This window comes from Corynebacterium gottingense (assembly GCF_003693265.1).
In the GTDB taxonomy this organism is placed as follows: Bacteria; Actinomycetota; Actinomycetes; order Mycobacteriales; family Mycobacteriaceae; genus Corynebacterium; species Corynebacterium gottingense.
Map to the genome: position 1 here is coordinate 120,975 of NZ_RDRE01000007.1, position 14,434 is coordinate 135,408.

The 14,434-nt window shown below is 67.3% G+C and carries 13 protein-coding genes and 1 tRNA gene; 9 read left to right on the forward strand and 5 right to left on the reverse strand.

The features are described 5' to 3' along the window. Positions 1 to 27: 27 nt before the first annotated feature. Positions 28 to 282 (reverse strand): MoaD/ThiS family protein, encoded by a 255-nt coding sequence (locus tag EAW56_RS06275; protein WP_095535066.1) that lies wholly within the window; start codon positions 280 to 282, stop codon positions 28 to 30. Positions 283 to 322: 40 nt separating this feature from the next. Here EAW56_RS06275 and EAW56_RS06280 point away from each other — a divergent pair, with 40 nt between their 5' ends. Genes EAW56_RS06280 through EAW56_RS06295 form a run of 4 tightly spaced genes read left to right on the forward strand, consistent with a single transcriptional unit; the run spans position 323 to position 3,460 of the window. Next, complete coding sequence (locus EAW56_RS06280) at positions 323 to 1,486, forward strand: molybdopterin molybdotransferase MoeA (RefSeq protein WP_122085722.1); 1,164 nt, start codon at positions 323 to 325, stop codon at positions 1,484 to 1,486. Between the two features lie 25 nt (positions 1,487 to 1,511). After that, positions 1,512 to 1,985, forward strand: a complete 474-nt coding sequence (locus EAW56_RS06285; RefSeq protein ID WP_122085704.1) for a MogA/MoaB family molybdenum cofactor biosynthesis protein — start codon at positions 1,512 to 1,514, stop codon at positions 1,983 to 1,985. Next, positions 1,975 to 2,457 carry a molybdenum cofactor biosynthesis protein MoaE gene (locus EAW56_RS06290; protein WP_122085706.1) on the forward strand — a complete coding sequence of 161 codons (483 nt, stop codon included), beginning with the start codon at positions 1,975 to 1,977 and terminating at the stop codon, positions 2,455 to 2,457. Before EAW56_RS06285 ends, EAW56_RS06290 begins: the two co-directional genes overlap by 11 nt. Then, positions 2,450 to 3,460, forward strand: a complete 1,011-nt coding sequence (locus EAW56_RS06295) for a ThiF family adenylyltransferase (RefSeq protein ID WP_095546171.1) — start codon at positions 2,450 to 2,452, stop codon at positions 3,458 to 3,460. The genes EAW56_RS06290 and EAW56_RS06295 overlap by 8 nt, the downstream gene beginning before the upstream one ends. A 10-nt stretch (positions 3,461 to 3,470) precedes the next feature. Here the strand turns inward: EAW56_RS06295 and thrB are convergent, their stop codons facing one another. From thrB to argS, 4 genes are all read right to left on the reverse strand, one after another. Then, complete coding sequence (gene thrB, locus EAW56_RS06300) at positions 3,471 to 4,400, reverse strand: homoserine kinase (RefSeq protein ID WP_122085707.1); 930 nt, start codon at positions 4,398 to 4,400, stop codon at positions 3,471 to 3,473. A 17-nt stretch (positions 4,401 to 4,417) separates the two neighbouring features. Further along, entirely contained in the window at positions 4,418 to 5,770 is a 1,353-nt protein-coding gene (locus EAW56_RS06305) for a homoserine dehydrogenase (RefSeq protein WP_095535070.1), read from the reverse strand. A gap of 85 nt (positions 5,771 to 5,855) precedes the next feature. After that, positions 5,856 to 7,211 carry a diaminopimelate decarboxylase gene (lysA, locus tag EAW56_RS06310; RefSeq protein ID WP_122085709.1) on the reverse strand — a complete coding sequence of 452 codons (1,356 nt, stop codon included), beginning with the start codon at positions 7,209 to 7,211 and terminating at the stop codon, positions 5,856 to 5,858. Between the two features lie 15 nt (positions 7,212 to 7,226). Continuing rightward, positions 7,227 to 8,879, reverse strand: a complete 1,653-nt coding sequence (gene argS, locus EAW56_RS06315; protein WP_122085710.1) for an arginine--tRNA ligase — start codon at positions 8,877 to 8,879, stop codon at positions 7,227 to 7,229. Between the two features lie 288 nt (positions 8,880 to 9,167). Here argS and EAW56_RS06320 point away from each other — a divergent pair, with 288 nt between their 5' ends. From EAW56_RS06320 to EAW56_RS06340, 5 genes are all read left to right on the forward strand, one after another. Beyond that, the gene (locus EAW56_RS06320; RefSeq protein ID WP_095535073.1) at positions 9,168 to 10,844 is read left to right on the forward strand and encodes an L-lactate permease; all 1,677 of its coding nucleotides are present in this window, start codon (positions 9,168 to 9,170) and stop codon (positions 10,842 to 10,844) included. 57 nt (positions 10,845 to 10,901) lie between these two features. Further along, entirely contained in the window at positions 10,902 to 11,687 is a 786-nt protein-coding gene (locus EAW56_RS06325) for a (Fe-S)-binding protein (RefSeq protein WP_095535074.1), read from the forward strand. Beyond that, on the forward strand, positions 11,684 to 13,252 hold the full coding sequence (locus EAW56_RS06330) for a LutB/LldF family L-lactate oxidation iron-sulfur protein (RefSeq protein WP_205691086.1): 1,569 nt from the start codon (positions 11,684 to 11,686) through the stop codon (positions 13,250 to 13,252). The genes EAW56_RS06325 and EAW56_RS06330 overlap by 4 nt, the downstream gene beginning before the upstream one ends. 2 nt (positions 13,253 to 13,254) lie before the next feature. Then, on the forward strand, positions 13,255 to 13,908 hold the full coding sequence (locus EAW56_RS06335; protein WP_095275952.1) for a LutC/YkgG family protein: 654 nt from the start codon (positions 13,255 to 13,257) through the stop codon (positions 13,906 to 13,908). Positions 13,909 to 14,225: 317 nt separating this feature from the next. Then, positions 14,226 to 14,299, forward strand: a tRNA-Arg gene (locus tag EAW56_RS06340). The last annotated feature ends 135 nt before the right edge of the window (positions 14,300 to 14,434 follow it).

Sequence of the window (14,434 nt, forward strand, 5' to 3'; positions counted from 1 at the left end):
TTTTTCCGCACGTGCGGAAAAACTTCACTACCCACCCGCGAACGGTGGAAGCACGTCGACGCGCGACGCGCCGGCCAGCAGCGTGGAAGGATCCGACCGGGTGCCGTCGACGAGGAATGTGCAGCGCGCCACGATGTCCGCGAGCGTCTGGCCGGAATCGGTGGTGCCGGTGTGGCGCGACGTGGCGTCGATAAGCAACTGCTCGAGCGTTGAGAACTCGCCGACGTCCTCGCACGGCGTGCCGGTGGCCGCGCGGGCGGCGGCGAAGTAGTGGATCTGCATGCTCACACGATACCTGCGTGCTGCGCCGTACGATGGCCCCATGAGCCGAACCCCCGAAACGCATTTCGCCGCGGTGGCTGCAGCGCTGGGCGAGCGCCGCAGCGAGCTGACCACGCCGCTTGACGCTGCCGCGCGCGGGGCGTCGCTTGCCGGCGCCGTCGTGGCGCTGCGCCAGCAACCGCCCTTTACAAACTCGCAGATGGACGGGTACGCGGTGGGTGAGGTGGGCGCTCGCGAGGCGGTAGTCGGCCCCACCGTTGCCGCGGGCGCGGACCCAGACGCCGCGTACCCGGTGGGGCTCGGCGCGCTGGCGGCGCCGGTGATGACGGGGGCGAAGCTGCCGCGCGGGACGCGGGCGGTCGTGCCTGTGGAGGCGTGCGACCCGGGCGAGTTCGTCGGCGAGGGCGAACGCGTGCGCCTGCCGGCAACGGAAGAAGGCGCCTTCGTGCGGCGGGCGGGCTCCGACATCGCGGCGGGCGAAGAGCTCGCTCCGGCGGGCGCGCCGGTTACCCCGGCGCTCGTCGGCGCGCTGGCAAGCCAGGGCATCAGCGAGGTCGAGGTCGTGCGGGCGGCGCGGATTGTCATCGTGACCGGGGGCGCCGAAGTCACCGCAAGGCCTACCGGCCCCGCGACGATCCCCGACGCCAACGGGCCGATGCTGCGGGCGTTGGCGTCGCGGTACGGCATCGCGGTTGCAGCGCACGTGCGCACCAGCGATGACCCGGACGAGCTGGAGGCGCAGGTGCGGGATGCAATCGCGGAGCACGCGCCGGACGCAGTGGTCACCTCCGGCGGGATCAGCCACGGCAAGTTCGAGGTGGTCCGCCAAATCTTCCGCCAGGGCTGGTACGGGCACGTGGCCCAGCAACCGGGAGGTCCGCAAGGACTCAGCCGCTTCGCCGAGACGCCCGTGATCAGCCTGCCCGGCAACCCAATCTCCACGCTGGTCAGCTTCCGCACCTACGTGGCGCCGCTGCTCGGGCACGCACCCGAGCCGATTCTGGCGCCGCTTGCTTGCGACGTCGCGGGGTTGGAGGACAAGGAGCAGTTTTTGCGTGGCGCGGTCAAGCACGGGGCGATTCGGCCGATCGGCGGCCCCGGCTCACACCTCCTCGCGCAGGGGGCGCAGGCAACGCACCTCATCCGGATTCCCGCGGGTGCCACCCTGCGGGCCGGCGAGCTCGCCGCCGCGTACCCACTGTAGCGCCCGGCGGTACGATGGGGACGCTATGAGAAACGCAGAGGTCATCGTCGCGTCCACGCGGGCGTCGCAAGGCATCTACCAGGATAAATCCGGGCCGATCGCGGTCGAGTTCCTGCGCGGAATGGGCCTGCGCACCCCGGACGCCACCGTGGTCGCGGACGCCGCCATCGACGCCGCTGTACGCGACGCCATCGCCCGCCGGCCCAGCGTCGTCCTCATTTCCGGCGGTACGGGCGTCAGCCCCGACGACCGCACGGTCGAGGCCGTCGCCGCGCACGTGGACCGCGAGCTCCCGGGGATCGCGCACGCCTTCTACCATCAAGGTCTCGCCTCCACCCCGACCGCTATCCTCTCGCGCACCGTCGCCGGCATCACCCAGCGCGGCACCTTCATCATGGCGCTGCCCGGGTCGCGCGGCGGCGTGCAGGACGGCTGCGCGGTGCTCGCCCCGATCCTGTCCCACCTCCTCGACCAGCTGGAAGGCAACCATGCACACTAGCCGCCCCGACCCCGACCCCGATCCCGCCTACGTCGCCGCGCAGACGGGCCAGGTCATCGGCGCCGTCGTCACGGACCAACCGCTCGAGCTGCTCGCGCAGCAGGCCACCACTGACACGCTCACCGACGCGATGGGCGCGCTCGTCCGCTTCGACGGGATTGTCCGCGACCACGACGGCGGCCAGCGCGTGCGCGCCCTCGCCTACGAGGCGCACCCCAGCGCCACCGATGAGCTGCGGCGCGTCGCCGCGGAGGTCGCGGCCGCCCACCCCGTCCGCCTCTTCACCGCGCACCGCACGGGCGAGGTGCCCATCGGCAAGCTCGCCTTCCTCGTCCTCGCCGCCAGCGCGCACCGCGGCGACGCCTTCGACGCGTGCGAGACAACCGCCGACCGCGTCAAGTCCGAGGTGCCGATCTGGAAACGGCAGGTCATGGCCAGCGGCGAGACCCAGTGGGTGGGCATCGATGGATAGCCGCTACGTGCGCCAAACCGCGCTCATCGGCGAGGCCGCCCAGCAGAAACTCCGCGGCGCGCGCATCGCCGTCGTCGGCGCGGGCGGCCTCGGCTCCCCCGCCCTCCTCTACCTCGCGGGCGCGGGCGTCGGGAGCATCGTGCTTATCGACGACGACGCGGTCGCCCTCTCCAACCTGCACCGCCAAGTCATCCACACCACCGGCACCGTCGGCGACGCTAAAGTGCTCTCCGCCATGGACGCGCTCGAGGCCCTCAACCCCGACACGGAGGTCGACCCGGTCCGCACGCGCCTGACATGGGACAACGCCGTGGCGCAGCTCGCCAGCGCAGACATGGTCCTCGACGGCTCCGACAACTTTGACACCCGCCACGTCATCTCTCACGCGGCGGCACGCCTGGGCATCCCGCACATCTGGGGCTCCATCCTCGGTGTCGAGGCGCAGCTCTCCGTCTTCTGGGCCGGCCACGGCCCCGTCTACGAGGACCTCTTCCCCGCCCCGCCGCCGCCCGGCTCGGTCCCGTCGTGCTCGCAGGCGGGCGTGCTTGGGCCGCTCGTCGGCGTCGTCGGCTCAGCGATGGCGATGGAGGCGCTCAAGCTCGCCACCGGTATGGGCACGCCGCTCGTGGGCACGCTCGGCTACTTCGACGGCCTCGCCGGCACCTGGGAATACGTCCCGCTCAACGCGGACCCAGCCGTGACCGAGCGCGTCCGCGAGCTTGACCCACCGCACGGGCCCGCGGAAGTAGGCAGCATACCGCCGGGGGCAGTGCTTATCGACGTCCGCGAGCCCTCCGAATACGCCACCGACCACATCCGGGGCGCGATCAACGTGCCGCTGGGCAGGGTCCTCGACGGCTACACCCCGCCGGAGTTAGCAGGCGGCGGGGTGCTCATCTGCGCCTCGGGCGCCCGCTCCGCGCGGGCGGTCGCCGCGCTCGAGGCCCGGGGCGTGCGCGGGGTGGCAAGCCTACGCGGCGGGATGGACGGCCTGCGGCGTTAGGCGCTCGCCCCTAGTCGCTCGTCAGCTCGGCTTTGACCGGGCCGGCGACCTCGAGGTCCAGCACGCGCAGGCCGGCGGCGCGGGCCTCGTCCAGGATCGCCTCGTCGACGGGCTCGGTGCACAGCACCATCGCGGTCGGGCCGGCGCCAGAGAGGTACGCGGCGTAGCCGCGGTTGCGCAGGCGGTTGACCCACTCCGCCGTCACCGGGAGCACGTCGGACCGGTACGGCTGGTGCAGGCGGTCGCGGGTGCCCTCCCAGAGCAGCTCCGGGTGGTTCTGAATCGCTACCGTCATCACCGCGGTGCGCGACACGTTGAAGCGCGCGTCCGTGTGCGTGACGTGGCTGGGCAGCACCTTGCGCACCGCGTTGGTGGAGGCGTGGAAGTCCGGGACCAGTGCGTACGCCCGGATCCGCGGGTCCACGTCTACGCCCACAGCCCGGTACTCGGGCAGTGAGCGCCCGTCCACCGGGATTTCCGTCCAGGACACGACTGCCGCGCCGAGTACGGACGCGCCGGCGTTGTCGGGGTGCCCCTCGAATTCGCTGGACAGCTGGACGATTTCGTCGGTGCTCAGCGGACCGCCCGCGAGCGTGTTCGCGGCGACAACGCCCGCCACCGCGGCGGCCGCGGAGGACCCGAGGCCGCGCGACTGCGGGATGTTGTTGTTGCAGGTCACTTTCAGCCCCGGTGCCTCAACGCCAGCTGCCTTGAGCCCGGAGCGGATCGCCTTCACCACCAGGTGGGAGTTGTCACGCGGCAGCTCGTCGGCGCCCTCGCCAAAGATCTGTACGTCCAGCCCGGACGCGGTGACCTCGACCTCCACCGTGTCGTAAATGCTCACGGCGATGCCCAGGGTGTCAAACCCCGGGCCCAGGTTCGCGGAGGAACCCGGGACGGTCACGGTGGCCTTGAGGCCTACTTGCAGGTCGGTGGGCATTGCGTTCCCTTTCTCCCTTAGGAGTCGAGACGGATGACGGAGTTAACCGCCTGGACGGCGTCATGCTCAGAAAGCCTCTGCACAATCGCGCGCAGGTCCTTCTCCAACGCCTTGTGGGTGACCACGATGAGGTGGGCCTCGTTCCCGGACTCTTCCTGGCGCACCGCGGAGAGCGAAACGCCGTCGTCAGCAAAGTGCCGGGCGAGGTCGGCCAGCACGCCGACGCGGTCGGAGACCGTCATGTTGATGTGGTAGCGCGTGGGGACCTCGTCGAAGGCCACGACGTCGTAGTCGGCGTAGGGGTTCTCCGCGGGGGCGCGGCCGCCGTGCACCTTGTTGCGGGCGGCGCCGACCAGGTCGCCGAGCACCGCCGACGCCGTGGGCGCACCGCCGGCGCCGTTGCCGTAGAACATGAGGCGCCCGGCCGCCTCCGCCTCCACGAAGATGGCGTTGTAGGACTTATCCACCGTGGCCAGCGGGTGCTCGTTGGGCACCAGGGTCGGGTGGACGCGGGCGTTGACGGCGGTGGTGTTGCCCGCATCGTCGTACAGCCGCTCGCAGATGGCCAGCAGCTTGATCGTCTGGTTCGACTTCTTCGCCGCCGCGATGTCATCCGCAGTGATCTTGGAGATCCCCTCGCAGTACACATCATCAAAGGTCACGCGGGTGTGGAAGCCCATGGACGCAAGGATCGCGGCTTTCGACGCCGCGTCGTGGCCCTCCACATCCGCGGTCGGGTCGGCCTCGGCGTAGCCCAGGCGGGTCGCCTCCGCCAGCGCGTCCTCGTAGCTCGCGCCAGTCGACGCCATCGCGTCCAGGATGAAGTTGGTGGTGCCGTTGACGATGCCGGAGATCCGCTCCACCTTGTCGCCCGCCAGCGAGCGGCGCAGCATGCCAACCACGGGGATGGCCGCGGCGACGGCCGCCTCGTAGTAGAGGTCCACGCCGGCCTCGTTGGCGGCGTCCGCCAGCTCGGAGCCGTGCGCCGCCACCAGCGCCTTGTTAGCGGTCACGACGGACTTCCCCGCGTGCAGCGCTTTGAGCACCAGCTCGCGCGGGTAATCGATGCCACCGATCAGCTCCACGACGACGTCGACGTCGTCGCGCGTGACCAGCTCCGAGGCATCATCGGTCAGGTACACGCCCTGGACTTCCGGTGCGTCCTTGTGCTTGTCCAGGTTGGACACGGCGACGCCGCGGACCTCGAGCGGACCGCCGACGCGCTGCTCCAGGCTGTCAGAAAACTCCTTGAGCAGGCGCAGCACCTCGGTGCCCACGGTGCCCTTGCCCAGCACGGCCACGCCCACGGCGTGTCCAATCCCCTTGCCCGGGTAGTTGCCGTTGTGGCCTTCGGCGCTTGCGACGGTCATGCGTGTTCCCTCTCCTCAAGTAACGGGTCTGCGTACCCGGCACAGTGTACCGCTTGGTCTACTTTTTCGGGGCCGGGTACCGGTGTTAATATTCGCGGGCCAAAATGTCTTCGACAGTTTCGCGTCTGACCATGGGCTTTACTTGCCCCGCGCGCACGGCAACCACGGCCGGGCGCCCGAAGGAGTTGTAGTTCGAGCTCATGGAGTAGCAGTACGCGCCCGTCGCCGCGATGGCGATGAGGTCGTCGGACGCAATGTCGTCGGGCCACGCGGCGTTTTCCACCAGGATGTCGCCGGACTCGCAGTGCGAGCCGACCAGGCGCGTCGGCACTGGGGTGCCCTCGGTGAAGCGGTTGGCCACGCGGGCGTCGTAAAGCGATGCGTAGAGCGCTGGCCTGATGTTATCGCTCATGCCGCCGTCGACTGCGATGTAGCGGCGCGTCGCGGTGTACGAGGTGTGGACGTCCTTGACGATGCCGGCGCGGTACACCGTTACCGTGGACGGGCCCGCGATGGCGCGGCCGGGCTCAACCACCACGGTGGGAGCCTCGATGCCCAGGTCGTCGGCGACGTGCTGGACCTCGCACAGGAGGTCCTTCGCCACCGCCACGACGTCCAGCGGCTCCTCGCCGTTCATGTACGCAATGCCGTAGCCGCCGCCTAAGTCGAGGAACTTGAGCGCGACGCCCTGCTCCTTCCAGATCTGGGCGTAGAGGCCAAGGACGCGCTGGGCGGCGAGCTTGAAGCCCTCCGCGTCGAAGACCTGGGAGCCTACGTGGCAGTGCAGGCCGGTGAGCTCGAGGTGCGGCGAGCGGATCGCGGCGACCGCGGCCTCATACGCCGAGCCGGAGGCGAGCGACAGGCCGAACTTCTGGTCCTCATGGCTGGTGGCGATGAACTCGTGCGTGTGCGCGTCTACGCCCGGCTTGGCGCGGACGAAGACGTCCTGCACCTTGCCACACTCTTCCGCCAGCGCCGCGAGTTCGGTGAGTTCCTGGCGGGAGTCGATCACCACGTGGCCCACGCCGGCGTCCAGGCACAGGCGCAGGAAGCTGGCGGACTTGTTGTTGCCGTGGACCGTGATCCGCTCCGGCGGGAAATCGGCGGCCAGCGCGATGCGCAGCTCGTTCTCGCTCGCTACGTCGAGGGCCAGGCCTTCCTCGTCAACCCAGCGGGCGATGTGGCGGGTCAAAAACGCCTTCGACGCGTAGTGCACGTTGCGGGCGGAGCCGAACGCCTCTGCCATGTCGCGGCACCGCGAACGGAAATCGTCCTCGTCCACCACCATGACGGGCGTGCCGTACTCCGCGGCGATCTCGGGCAGTGGCACACCCGCGATGGTGATCACGCCATCCTCCTGGCGCGCCGCGTTGCGGGGCCAGACGTGCGCGGGGAGCTCATTAAACTGCTGCGCAGACGGGGTTTCTACAGCGTTATCCATGGTGCGCCAGTCCCCCTACATCCGCTCCGGGGCGGACACGCCGACCATGCGCAGCGCGTTTGCCAGCACCTGGCGGGTGGCCATAGATAGCGCGAAGCGCGCGCTGTGGATCGGGGCGGTGTCCTCGCCGGACTTCGGCAGGACCTGGCAGGAGTCGTAGAACTTGTGGAAGGAGCTCGCCAGCTCCTCGGCGTAGCGGGCGATGCGGTGCGGCTCGCGCAGCTCGGCGGCGGCCTTAACCACTGCCGGGAACTCGCCGAGCGTGCGGATCAGGTCGCCCTCCTTCTCGTGCGTGAGCAGCGCGAAGTCCGCGCCCTCGGCGCTCACGCCGGCGTCCTGCGCGTTGCGTGCCAGCGAGCACAGGCGCGCGTGGCCGTACTGCACGTAGTAGACCGGGTTGTCGCTGGACTGCTTCGTCCACAGGTCTAGGTCGATGTCCAAGCTGGAGTCGACGGAGGAGCGGACCAGCGAGTAGCGCGCGCCGTCCACACCGATGGCGTCCACAAGGTCATCTAGCGTGATGATCGTGCCCGCGCGCTTGGACATCTTCACCGGCTTGCCGTCGCGCACCAGGTTCACCATCTGGCCGATGAGCACCTCGACGGCCTCCGGGTTGTAGCCCAGCGCCTGCGCTGCGGCCCGCAGTCGCGCGATGTAGCCGTGGTGGTCCGCGCCGAGCATGTAGATGGCCAGGTCGTGGCCGCGATCAAACTTGTCCGCCACGTAGGCAATATCGCCCGCAATGTAGGCGGCATTGCCGTCGGACTTCAGCACCACGCGGTCCTTGTCGTCGCCGAAGTCGCTCGAGCGCAGCCACCAGGCCCCCTCGGCCTCGTAGAGGTTCCCATTGTCCTTCAGCGTCTGGATCGCCTTGTCCACCGCGCCCGACTCGAACAGTGAATTCTCGTGGAAGAACACGTCGAAGTCCACGCCAAACTCGTGCAGCGACTCCTTGATCTGCGCAAACATCATCTCCACGCCAGCCGCGCGGAAGTTTTCCTGCACCTGCGCGTCATCGCCGTCGAGTGCATCGGCATGCTTATCGACGACAGCGCCCGCAATCTCCTTGATGTAGTCCCCGCCGTAACCGTCCTCGGGGGTCGGCTCCCCCTTCGCCGCGGCCACGAGTGAGCGGGCAAAACGGTCGATCTGCCCGCCGTGGTCGTTGAAGTAGTACTCGCGGGTCACCTCGGCGCCGGAGGCCTCCAGCACGCGCCCCAGCGAGTCACCCACGGCAGCCCAGCGGGTGCCGCCCAGGTGGATCGGGCCGGTCGGGTTTGCAGAGACGAACTCAAGGTTGATCTTCTCGCCTGCGTACAGAGTCGAGCCACCGAAGCCCTCTCCCGCGTCCAGGATCTGGCCAACCAGGCGCCCCTGCGCGGCGGATGCCAGGCGCAGGTTGAGGAACCCGGGGCCCGCGACCTCGGCGGTGTCCACTGCATCGTCCGACGACAGCGCCTCGGCCAGCCAGGTGGCGAGCTCGCGCGGGTTGGTCCCCGCCTTCTTGGCCACCTGCAGCGCGATGTTGGTGGCGTAGTCGCCGTGCTCCGGGTTGCGCGGGCGCTCCACGGTGACGTTGTCCGGCACTACGGATGCGTCGAGGTCGTGCTGCGTGAGCACGGAAACGGTCGTCGTCCTGATGAGCTGAGAAAGGTCTGCTGGCGTCATGGGGTGCAAGTCTAATTCACCCCTACCGCATTCTCTCCATGGCCCGCGTGCGCACCACGTTTCCCGGTTCGCATGGTGGTACCTCCTCCCCCGTCTGGCCGCCTTTTATACCCCCGCCTCCGGCGTCGGCCCAGCTCAGAATAGTTTCGCGTTGAATGTACTTTTCTCAAAATTCTCCTGCGAATACGTTTACTCGCGTGTCATAATTCCGTGAGAATGTCGGCGCACACACAGGGGAACGCCCCGCGTGGCATTTCATACATTTCCTTCCAACCAAGGAGCGCAAACATGGACCAGTTCCAGGTCTTCACCGACGCAGTCGGGGGCAGCGTCGGACTTTCCGCATTGGTGTCGGCGATCCCTCTGCTCACCTTCTTCATCATGCTGCTGGGCGTGAAAGCCAGCGCGCACCTCTCCGGCCTCGTCGCCCTCGTCGCCGCCCTGCTGGTCGCCATCTTTGGCTTCAACATGCCCGCGGGAATGGCCATCTCCTCCGCCTTCCGTGGCGGCCTGTTCGGCCTGCTCCCCATCGTCTTTGTCATCATGGCGGCGATCTGGTTCTACCAAATCACGGTCGCCTCGGGCCGCTTCGAAGATTTGCGCCTCGTATTTGACAAGATGGGCCACGGTGACGTGCGCATCCAGGCCATGCTCATCGCGTTCTGCTTCGGCGGACTGCTCGAGGCCCTCGCAGGCTTCGGCGCCCCCGTCGCCATTACCGCGACCATGATTCTCGCCCTGGGCATCAAGCCGCTGCGCGCCGCAACGATCGTGCTGATTGCCAACACCGCACCGGTTGCGTTCGGCGCCGTCGCCATCCCGATTACCACCGCCGGCGAGGTCGGTGGCCGCACCCTCGAGCAGACCGAGAACATCGCTGCCATCGTCGGCCACCAGACCCCGTTCCTGGCGTTCTTCGTCCCCTTCATCATCGCCGGCATTATCGACGGCATGCGCGGCGTCCGCGAGACCGCACCCGCAGCCCTAGTCATCGGCCTCTCCTTCGGTATCGCGCAGTGGTTCACCTCGAACTTCTTCGCCTACCAGCTCACTGACGTCGTCGCCTGCATCGTCGCGCTCGGCGCAGCCTTCCTGCTGCTCCGCTTCTGGCAGCCGAAGGGCATCGCCGACATGCGCGAACGCCTTGAGCTCCCGCGCTCGGAGAACCCCGACGAGGTCGAGCTGCCCGGCAACCGCATCTGGATGGCACTCATGCCCTACGCCGTCGTCGTGGTCATCTTCGGCCTGGCCAACCTGGGCTCCACCATCCCCGAGTGGCTGAGCTCCTTCAAGGTCACCTTCCCCTGGCCGGGCCTGCCGCAGGGCTCGCTTCTCGACGCCAACGGCGCCGACGTCAAGGCCGACTACTCCTTCGCCTACCTCAACAACCCGGGCACCCTGCTGGTCATCTCCGGCCTCATCGTCGCCCTGGCCTACATCATGTTCAACGAGAACGGCCGCTACTCGCTGACCTGGGGCCAGGTGGGCAAGGAGCTGACGGACACCATGTACCGCATGCGCTGGTCCGCCGCCACCATCGTGCTCGTTCTTGCACTCGCCTACGTGATGAACTACTCCGGCCAGACGGTGACCATCGGCGAGTTCTTTGCCAACCTGGGTGGGTTCTTCGCCTTCGCTGCCCCCATATTGGGTTGGGTGGGTGTCGCCGTCACCGGTTCCGACACTTCCGCCAACGCACTCTTTGCCAAACTGCAAGTCACAGCGGCTGATCAGCTGAATCTCAACCCGGATCTCATGCTCGCCGCCAACACCACCGGTGGTGTTGTGGGTAAAATGGTTTCGCCTCAGTCGCTCGCAATCGCTGCAACAGCGGTAGATATGGAGGGCAAGGAATCGGAGATCTTCAAGAAGGTTGTCGGCTACTCGTTTATCTTCTTGCTCGCGGTCTGCGTGATGGTCTTCCTGCAGACCAATATTCTCAGCTTCCTGGCACCTGCCGTATAATGCACCCGCCCGGCTGTCGGATGAACCGGCAGTAGCAATTTTTCTAAGGAGTCCACTTTGCGAGTAGCACTGTTTTCTACTTGTATCGGCGACGCTCTGTTCCCGGACGCACACAAGGCAACCGCCCTTGTGCTGTCCCGTCTGGGCTACGAGGTCGTCTTCCCAGAAGGTCAAACGTGTTGCGGCCAGATGCACGTCAACACCGGATACCAGAAGGAAGCCGTCCCGATCGTCGAGTCTTACGTCGACGCATTCGCCGACCCGTCCATTGACTACGTCGTCGCACCTTCCGGCTCCTGCGCTGGCGCTGTCCGCGAGCAGCACGTCTTCCTGGCCGACCGCTACGGCAGCTCCGCGCTGATTGACGGCGCGAAGAAGGCCTCCAAGAAGACCTACGAGCTCTCCGAGTTCCTCATCGACGTCGCAGGGACCGAGGACGTCGGAGCGTTCTTCCCCCACCGCGTCACCTACCACGAGTCCTGCCACTCCCGCCGCTTCCTGGAAGTTGGCGATCGCCCCTACAAGCTGCTGCGCGCAGTCGAGGGCCTCGAGCTGGTGGAGCTGCCCAACCGCGAGGAGTGCTGCGGCTTTGGCGGCACCTTCGCAGTGAAGATGTCTGAGGTGTCCGCCGCGATGGTCTCTGACAAGACCCGCCACATCAAGGAGACCCAGGCCGAGTTCGTCACCGCCGGTGACTCCTCCTGCCTCATGAACATCGCCGGCTCAATGAGCCGCCAGCACTCGGGCGTCCGCGCCCTGCACATGGCCGAGATCCTCGCCTCCACCAAGGAGCACCCGTGGACCCCCAAGTCGGCCGCTTACTCGAAGGAGACCATGCTGTGAAAGTTGCACTTGGCAAACCCCAGATGCCGCCCCACGCGGCTGGCCCCAACCACCTGCGTGGCACCGAGAAGTTCCAGAAGGCTGCGCACCACGAGCTGGACAACGTCACCAAGCGCCGCAACCTGAACTACGCCACCACCGCGATTCGCGTGAAGCGCCAGGAGGTTGTCGACGAGCTGGATGACTGGCAGGAGCTGCGCACCGCCGGTTCCACCATTAAGCAGGACGTCGGCGCGCGCCTGCCGGAACTGCTCGAGGAGTTCGAGCGCAACGTGACCGCCCGCGGCGGCCACATCCACTGGGCGCGCGACGCCGCCGAGGCCAACGACATCATCGAGGGCCTCATCCGCGAAACCGGCGAGACCGACGTGGTCAAGATCAAGTCCATGGCCACCCAGGAGATCGCCCTCAACGAGGAGCTGGAAAAGCGCGGCATCACCGCGCAGGAGACCGACCTTGCGGAGCTGATCGTGCAGCTCGGCGAGGACTTCCCCTCCCACATCCTGGTGCCGGCGATTCACCGCAACCGCGCTGAGATCCGAAACATCTTCGTCGATAAGATGCCCAACACGGACGAGTCCCTCACTTCGGACCCGGCCGAACTGGCAGAGGCTGCCCGCCAGTACCTGCGCGAGCAGTTCATGAAGGCGAAGGTCGCCATCTCCGGCGTGAACTTTGGCGTTGCCGAGACCGGCACCGTCTCCATCGTGGAGTCCGAGGGCAACGGCCGCATGTGCCTGACCATGCCGGAGACCCTGATCTCCGTCATGGGCATTGAGAAGCTCGTGCCAAAGTTCCAGGACCTGGAGGTCTTCCTGCAGCTCCTGCCGCGCTCCTCCACCGGTGAGCGCATGAACCCGTACACCTCGCTCTGGTCCGGCGTGACCGAGGGCGACGGCCCGCAGAACTTCCACATCGTGCTGCTGGACAACGGCCGCACCGCGGCGTTGTCCAACGAGATCGGCCGCGAGGCCCTCAAGTGCATCCGCTGCTCGGCCTGCCTGAACGTCTGCCCGGTCTACGAGCGCGCTGGCGGCCACTCCTACGGCTCCACCTACCCGGGGCCGATCGGTGCCATCCTCACCCCGCAGCTGACCGGCATGGAGGACCTGGATGATCCGAACTCCTCCCTGCCGTACGCGTCGTCCCTGTGTGGCCGCTGCAACGAGGTCTGCCCGGTGAAGATCCCGATCACGGACATCCTGCTGGAGATGCGCCACCAGAAGGTGGAGCAGCACCGTCCGTTCATGGAGTCCAAGGCCTTCGGCCTCATCGGCACCATGTGGGGCAACCCGAAGCTGTGGAACAAGGCTGTGCGCATGGTCGCGCTCGGCCGCATCCTCGGCGGATTCAAGGGCGAGATCTCCTCCATGCCGGCGCCGCTGTCCGCATGGACGGAGTACCGCGACGTGGCCGTGCCGCCGAAGAAGTCCTTCCGCCAGTGGTGGGAGACGGACGAGGCGCGCGACCTGCTCGCCGCCGAGCGCAAGCGCGGCGTCCCGGGGCGCGACTCCGAATCGCAGGCCACCAACTTTGTCGACCCGAACACCGGAGAGGATAAGTAAGCATGGCACCGAACGTTTCCTCCCGTAACGAGGACGCAAAGAAGGAGATTCTCAAGCGCGTCCGCGATGCGCAGCAGCTCTCCGAGGCCCCGTCCCACGTCGAGGCAGTGCGCGAGTACCGCACCACCTCCGATCACACCCCGGAGCAGCTCCGTGAGATCCTCATCGACCGCCTGCTGGACTACAAGGCCAGCGTCGTTGAGACGTCTGAGGCGGACCTCGCGTCCAACATTGCCAAGATCCTCGCCGAGCGCGGCGCGAAGGACATCGTCTACGCCCCGGGCCTGGACGCCTCCCTGTTCGCTGAGTTCGACGGCGAGGCCCGCGCGGACGACCCCGCGTCCGACCCGCGCCAGCTTGGCGACATCGGCGCCGCAGTGACCGACTCCCAGGTCACCTCCGCGCAGACGGGTTCCATCGTGCTCGAGTCCGGCGACCTCTGCGGCCGCCGCGCGCTCTCGCTCGTGCCCGACCGCCACGTGGTCATCGTCCGCCCGGACTCGCTGGTCTACGGCGTCCCGGAGATGATGAGCCGCATTGACCCGGAGAAGCCGGCCACCATGATTTCCGGTGGCTCCGCAACCTCCGACATCGAACTGGTCCGCGTCGAGGGCGTGCACGGCCCCCGCGACCTGATCGTGATGGTCGTTCACTAGAGCGCCAGGACCGCTAAGGCTTCGCCCTCCAGCGGTCCACACACACACAGAACGGCCGGTACCTTTCGGTACCGGCCGTTCTGCTGTCATTGTTTCCCGTGTCACGCCTCCTCAAAGGCGCACAATCATCATGCGACACCACCCCTGCAAATCCGTGAAAACTCCCTGGCCCATTCCATAGACGTGCTTAGGAAATTCCGGACCCTGTCGCATCCGCTTGACGACGCCACCGACCAGGCCGATTACTCCCCCGCCCACCCCAAGTGCTACCCTTTACCGTATTGCTTTTCCGCGCACATGTGCGCTGGTGAAGCACTGTCTCCGTAGCTCAGTGGATGAGAGCATCGGTTTCCGGTACCGAAGGTCGCAGGTTCGAATCCTGTCGGGGACACGCTTGTCCTCAGTCGCGACATGGTGGACAAACCGGTGCCTCGGTTTTTATTTTTCCGAGGCACCGGTTTTGTGTTTTAGGTCAGTGGGGGTTGGCCTTTTCGCCAGTATGGTTTTTGGTAGTTGCGGGATGTGT

What these genes read in the sequence shown, in the direction of transcription:
- EAW56_RS06290 (WP_122085706.1), top strand. Translation starts at nt 1,975, where the DNA reads ATGCACACTAGCCGCCCCGACCCCGACCCCGATCCCGCCTACGTCGCC.
- EAW56_RS06275 (WP_095535066.1), bottom strand. Translation starts at nt 282, where the DNA reads ATGCAGATCCACTACTTCGCCGCCGCCCGCGCGGCCACCGGCACGCCG.
- argS (WP_122085710.1), bottom strand. Translation starts at nt 8,879, where the DNA reads ATGACGCCAGCAGACCTTTCTCAGCTCATCAGGACGACGACCGTTTCC.
- EAW56_RS06305 (WP_095535070.1), bottom strand. Translation starts at nt 5,770, where the DNA reads ATGACCGTCGCAAGCGCCGAAGGCCACAACGGCAACTACCCGGGCAAG.
- EAW56_RS06280 (WP_122085722.1), top strand. Translation starts at nt 323, where the DNA reads ATGAGCCGAACCCCCGAAACGCATTTCGCCGCGGTGGCTGCAGCGCTG.
- lysA (WP_122085709.1), bottom strand. Translation starts at nt 7,211, where the DNA reads ATGGATAACGCTGTAGAAACCCCGTCTGCGCAGCAGTTTAATGAGCTC.
- thrB (WP_122085707.1), bottom strand. Translation starts at nt 4,400, where the DNA reads ATGCCCACCGACCTGCAAGTAGGCCTCAAGGCCACCGTGACCGTCCCG.
- EAW56_RS06335 (WP_095275952.1), top strand. Translation starts at nt 13,255, where the DNA reads ATGGCACCGAACGTTTCCTCCCGTAACGAGGACGCAAAGAAGGAGATT.
- EAW56_RS06285 (WP_122085704.1), top strand. Translation starts at nt 1,512, where the DNA reads ATGAGAAACGCAGAGGTCATCGTCGCGTCCACGCGGGCGTCGCAAGGC.
- EAW56_RS06320 (WP_095535073.1), top strand. Translation starts at nt 9,168, where the DNA reads ATGGACCAGTTCCAGGTCTTCACCGACGCAGTCGGGGGCAGCGTCGGA.
- EAW56_RS06295 (WP_095546171.1), top strand. Translation starts at nt 2,450, where the DNA reads ATGGATAGCCGCTACGTGCGCCAAACCGCGCTCATCGGCGAGGCCGCC.